5 protein-coding genes are annotated in these 4,831 nt (G+C 60.6%); all 5 read left to right on the forward strand.

All coding sequences use genetic code 11. From position 1 onward, the window contains the following. The first annotated feature begins 112 nt into the window (after positions 1–112). A complete protein-coding gene (locus G522_RS0123955) occupies positions 113–1,588 on the forward strand; it encodes a hypothetical protein (RefSeq protein ID WP_026793186.1) in 1,476 nt (491 codons plus the stop codon). A gap of 209 nt (positions 1,589–1,797) precedes the next feature. After that, positions 1,798–1,986 (forward strand): hypothetical protein, encoded by a 189-nt coding sequence (locus tag G522_RS0123965; protein WP_026793188.1) that lies wholly within the window; start codon positions 1,798–1,800, stop codon positions 1,984–1,986. Continuing rightward, the gene (locus tag G522_RS0123970; protein WP_036840833.1) at positions 1,967–3,658 is read left to right on the forward strand and encodes a portal protein; all 1,692 of its coding nucleotides are present in this window, start codon (positions 1,967–1,969) and stop codon (positions 3,656–3,658) included. Before G522_RS0123965 ends, G522_RS0123970 begins: the two co-directional genes overlap by 20 nt. Beyond that, complete coding sequence (locus G522_RS0123975; RefSeq protein WP_026793190.1) at positions 3,655–4,026, forward strand: Bbp19 family protein; 372 nt, start codon at positions 3,655–3,657, stop codon at positions 4,024–4,026. Before G522_RS0123970 ends, G522_RS0123975 begins: the two co-directional genes overlap by 4 nt. Continuing rightward, positions 4,019–4,831 (forward strand): hypothetical protein (locus G522_RS29335; protein ID WP_051229201.1); only part of this gene is annotated, 813 nt, incomplete at its 3' end. The genes G522_RS0123975 and G522_RS29335, both read left to right, overlap by 8 nt.

Genomic DNA, 4,831 nt, shown 5'->3' on the forward strand with positions numbered 1-4,831 from the left:
GGACATATCCGGCCGGATCATCAGAGCGGACGGCGGCGGCCGAGCTTGAGCACGTCATAGACGGGGCTTGGCTGACGTGTGAGCGCATCGCAAAAGATAGGGCTGCGGGAATATGAACAGGCCAGTCGATCCGAACGACGAGATAATCAAGCTAGCTGCCGCCTGCCGGCACGACCCCGACCGGTGGACGGTCGCGGCCTATGATTGGGGAGAGGGCGACCTTACCGGGATGACCGGCCCTCGGAAGTGGCAACGCGACATCAACCGCCAGATACGCGACCACCTCGCCGACCCAGTAAAGAGGTTCACGCCGCTTCGGATCGCCGTCGCATCGGGGCACGGCATCGGCAAATCGGCCGAAATGGGCATGCTGTCCAATTGGGCCATGTCCTGTTTCGCCGACTGCAAGATTGTCATCACCGCCAACACCCGGCCGCAGATGCAAACCAAGACCGCACCAGAGGTCGGGCTGTGGTTCCGCAGGTCACTGACCGGTCATTGGTTTGACGTGCAAGCGCAGTCGATCAAGTCGAGAGACCCGGCGCGCGGCGATACCTGGCGCATGGACTTCGTCACGTGGTCCGAGCACAACACAGAGGCATTCGCCGGTCTCCACAATCGCGGAAAGATCATCATCCTTCTGTTCGACGAGGCTTCGGCCATCGCCGATAAGGTGTGGGAAGTCGCCGAAGGCGCGCTGACTGATGAGGAGACGGTTATCATCTGGGTAGCGTTCGGAAACCCGACGCGCAACACGGGCCGTTTCCGTGAGTGCTTCCGGAAGTTCAAACACCGCTGGGTGACGCGGCATATCGACAGCCGCACCGTCGAAGGCACCAACAAACCATATCTGCAATCGATCGTCGATGACGCGGGCGGCGAAGATAGCGACGTTGCGAAATACCGTGTTCGCGGTCAGTTCCCGTCTCAGTCCCCCATGCAGTTCATCAGCGAGACCGACGTATCGGCCGCACAGCGTCGCCACCTCAGGCCGGAGCAATACAACTTCGCGCCCAAGATCATCGGCGTTGACCCGGCGTGGACTGGCGAAGACCCGCTGGAGATCGTGTTGCGCCAAGGCCTCATGTGCAAGAAGCTCGCGAGCCTGCCGCGCAACGACAACGACGTGGAGGTTGCGAACCTCATTGCGCGTTTTGAGGACGAAGAGAAGGCAGACGCGGTGTTTGTCGACGCCGGATATGGCACGGGCATTGTCAGCGCCGGGCGGACCATGGGGCGAAGCTGGCGGTTGGTGTGGTTCTCCGGAAAGCCAAATGACCCCGGCTACTTCAACAAGCGGGCTGAGATGTGGGGCACCGTCAAGCGCTGGCTGAAGGAAGGCGGCGCGATCGATCCCAACGACCAGACGCTATTTGACGAGCTGATTGCTCCCGAGACAGTGCCGCGTCTTGACGGGAAAATCCTTCTGGAGAGCAAGCAGGATATGAAGCTACGAGGCGTTCCATCACCGAACCGGGCAGACGCCTTGGCGCTTACGTTTGCCGAGCCTGTTGCGAAAAAAGCAATGCATGGCGGAAACCTCAATGGCGTATTGCAGGAGAAATACGACCCTCACGCGGGACTGTGACCAATGTGTTTTGCCAAGACGCCGAAGGTTGAGCAGTACAAGGCCTCAGCGCAAGCCCAGGAGCCCGACGACACCAGCATTGCGACAGCTGCGTCACGTCGGGCAACGGACCGAATTCGCGCCGGGACGAACACCGTCCTGACTGGCGCGCAAGGCGTTCTCCAGAACGCGGCGACGCAGAAGCCCACTTTGCTAGGCGGTACCGCCTGATGAGCCGGGCTCATCCCGAACTGCTGACGCCGGCCGAACTCGCCATTCGAGATGCCGCACGGGAGATCGAAAAGCTCCGCGTCACCGCCCACACAAAACGGGCAGCATTCCAGCTTGAGCAGGCCATGCGGCAAGTCCGCATCCACCTTGACGAGGAAGCGGCCACCGATGCGCCCATCTCCAAGTGAAACGCAAATCCAGTATCACCGCCGCCGCCTCGAAAGCCTGAAGTCGGTTCGGAATAACTGGCATTCGACGTGGACGACGCTCGCCGATTTCATCGCCCCCCAGCGCCTAAGGCTGGAAAACCTGGACGAGCGAGCATCCAGCCGTAAGCGCATCCTTGACCCGTCCGGCTCGTATGCATGGCGGACGCTGAAATCAGGGCTGCATTCCGGCCTCACGTCGCCGTCTCGCCCGTGGTTTCGCTTTGGGACGCCGGACCCCGATCTCCGCGAGTGGGGTCCGGCTAAGCTTTGGGTGGACGATGTCGAGAACATCGAACGGCGCATGTTCGGGAGATCGAACGTCTACAACGTGTTCCATGAGGGATACGGCGATCTTGGGCTGTTCGGGCAGTCGGCCGCGCTGATTGTCGAAGGCGACGACCATCACCCCATCCGCATGATCCAGTGTTTGCCCGGAACATACTGGATTTCCCGCAACGAGCAGGGAGTCTGCGACACGCTCTATCGCAAGCTTCGCTGGTCTTGCGAGAAGATCGTCAATCGCTTCGGGTTGACGCGTGTAACTCAAAGCATTCGCAGCAGCTACGACCGGTCCAGGTATGATGATATGTTCATCATCTACCACGCGGTAGAACCGAGAGAATTGCGCAACGCTTCGAAGGCGAACAAGAAGAACAAGGCATTCCTGTCGAATTATTGGGCAGATGGCGCCAGCGAGACAGATGGTCTTCTCGAAGAGAGCGGCTTTGACAGCAATCCAATCATCTGCCCGCCGTGGGAGATGGTCGCGGACGATGCCTATGCGCAGTCCCCGGCCATGGATGCTATCGGCGACGTGAAGTCCCTACAGGCCATGGCGCGCGACAAGCTGGAAGCCATTGCCAAGATGGTCCGCCCGCCGATGAAGGGTCCAACATCTCTACAGAACAACCCGGTTTCGTTGCTTCCCGGTGCGATAACGTTCGTTGATGACCCGAACGGCGGCGGTTTGCAGCCGGCTATGCAGGTCAATCTCCGCATAAGTGAGCTTATGGCTGAGATAAACGAGACGCGCCGCCGTATAGATACAGGATTTTTCGCCGACCTGTTCATGATGCTCCAGAACATGGAGGGCGTTCAGCCCCGCAACGTGCTGGAGATTTCCGAGCGAAAGGAAGAAAAGCTCCTGCAACTCGGTCCGGTGCTGGAAAATATCTACACCGCGCAGCTTGAACCGGTGATTGAACTGGCTTTTCAGATCGGCGTGAAGCGCAAGATGTTCCCGCCGCCGCCGCCAGAACTTCAGGCCGTGAGCATGTCTGTCGAATACATCTCGACGCTTGCCCAGGCTCAGAAGGCCGTCGCGACCGGCTCTGTCGAGAGGCTTATCGGCCTCGTCGGTCAGGTAGCGTCCATCAAGCCGGAGGTCGTGGACAAGATCGACGGTGACCAGATCGTCGACACCTACGGCGAGATGGTCGGGGCACCGGCCGCGATCATCGTCAGTGGTGAGAAGGTCAAGGCCATCAGGGACTCACGGGCACAGGCACAGCAGCAGCAGGCACAAGCCGAAATGGCAAATAAGGTTGCCCCTGCAATCTCTGCCGGCTCTCAGGCCGTACAGGTCGCAGCTGATGCCATGAATAATCCAGCGGCACAGGACGTTGTTTCAAGGCTGGGGATCGCCGGATGATTGACGACTACGAGGCGCAGCTAGCCGAAGAGGAAGAGCGCAAGAAAATCGCGGAACTCGACGCTGCCGATACCACGGGCGCGTTTCGCCGGCTGTTAGGTCAGCCGGACTTCAACCTCGTCCTGTTCTGGCTGCTCGGACGAACAGGGCTCTACGTCAATTCGTTCAGCTCGGACGAGGCGGCGGAACGGTACCAGTTGGGGCGTCATTCGGTAGCCCTTGAGCTGCTTTCCAAGATCGACAGCATCGACTCGACCGCATACCCGCGAATGCTCCTCGATCGTGCACAACAGCGCGAATTGAACAGGGCCGCCAAGGAGGCGCGCTCGCGTAAATCCGAAGGAAGAGAGGAAGACGACTATGCTTGATAAGCTGATGGCCGGCGTTCGCGTGTGGCCCGCTGGTGCTGTGTTTGCCCCGGAGGATGGCGGCGGCTCGGGTGGCGGTGATGGCTCGGCAACGGCGGGAGCAGGAGCCCCCGCTGGCGGTCAGCCATCGGCCGAAGCTGGCAAGCCGGCCGCCGATGGCGCGGCGGGAAGCCTGCTCACCGACACTGCCAAGCCAGATGCCGCCAAGCCGACAGAGGGCCAGCCTGAGGCGTGGAAGCCGTACGTCAACGACCCAGCCAAGTCGGCCGACGACAACGCCAAGGCCAAGGCCGAACATGACCTGAAGGACCCGGCGAACCCGATCAACAGGGTTCCCGACGACGGCAAGTATGAGTTCACGATGCCTGAAGGCATCGAGCTTGACGCCAAGCTTACCGAGGCCATGTCGCCGATCATGAAGGACATCGGCTTGACACAGGGTCAGGCTCAGAAGCTCGCCAACCAGCTTGCCGAGCATATGAAAACCGGCGCTGCTGCCGAAGCAGCCGATTGGACCAAGCTCAACACCAGTTGGGTTGAGACGGCCAAGAAAGACCCGGAGATCGGCGGCGAGAAGTGGAACGCCTCCGTCGAAACCGCACAGCGCGCGCTCGCACAGTTCGGAACCCCCGAACTCAACGCGTTTCTGGTGACCTCAGGTGGTGGAAACCATCCGGAGGTAATCAGGTTCATGGCCCGTATTGGCGCGGCAGTCGCCGACGACCAGCCGGGGAACGGTGGAAACGGAGACGGCGGGGGCATGGAAGCCGCCCATCTGTTGTTCCCGAACGACAAGCCCAAGGGG

It is taken from the genome of Pleomorphomonas oryzae DSM 16300 (assembly GCF_000422965.1).
GTDB lineage: Bacteria > Pseudomonadota > Alphaproteobacteria > Rhizobiales > Pleomorphomonadaceae > Pleomorphomonas > Pleomorphomonas oryzae.

Bases quoted from the DNA above. Each gene is read 5' to 3' on its own strand.
- G522_RS0123955 (WP_026793186.1), top strand. From the start codon at position 113: ATGAACAGGCCAGTCGATCCGAACGACGAGATAATCAAGCTAGCTGCC.
- G522_RS0123965 (WP_026793188.1), top strand. From the start codon at position 1,798: ATGAGCCGGGCTCATCCCGAACTGCTGACGCCGGCCGAACTCGCCATT.
- G522_RS0123970 (WP_036840833.1), top strand. From the start codon at position 1,967: ATGCGCCCATCTCCAAGTGAAACGCAAATCCAGTATCACCGCCGCCGC.
- G522_RS0123975 (WP_026793190.1), top strand. From the start codon at position 3,655: ATGATTGACGACTACGAGGCGCAGCTAGCCGAAGAGGAAGAGCGCAAG.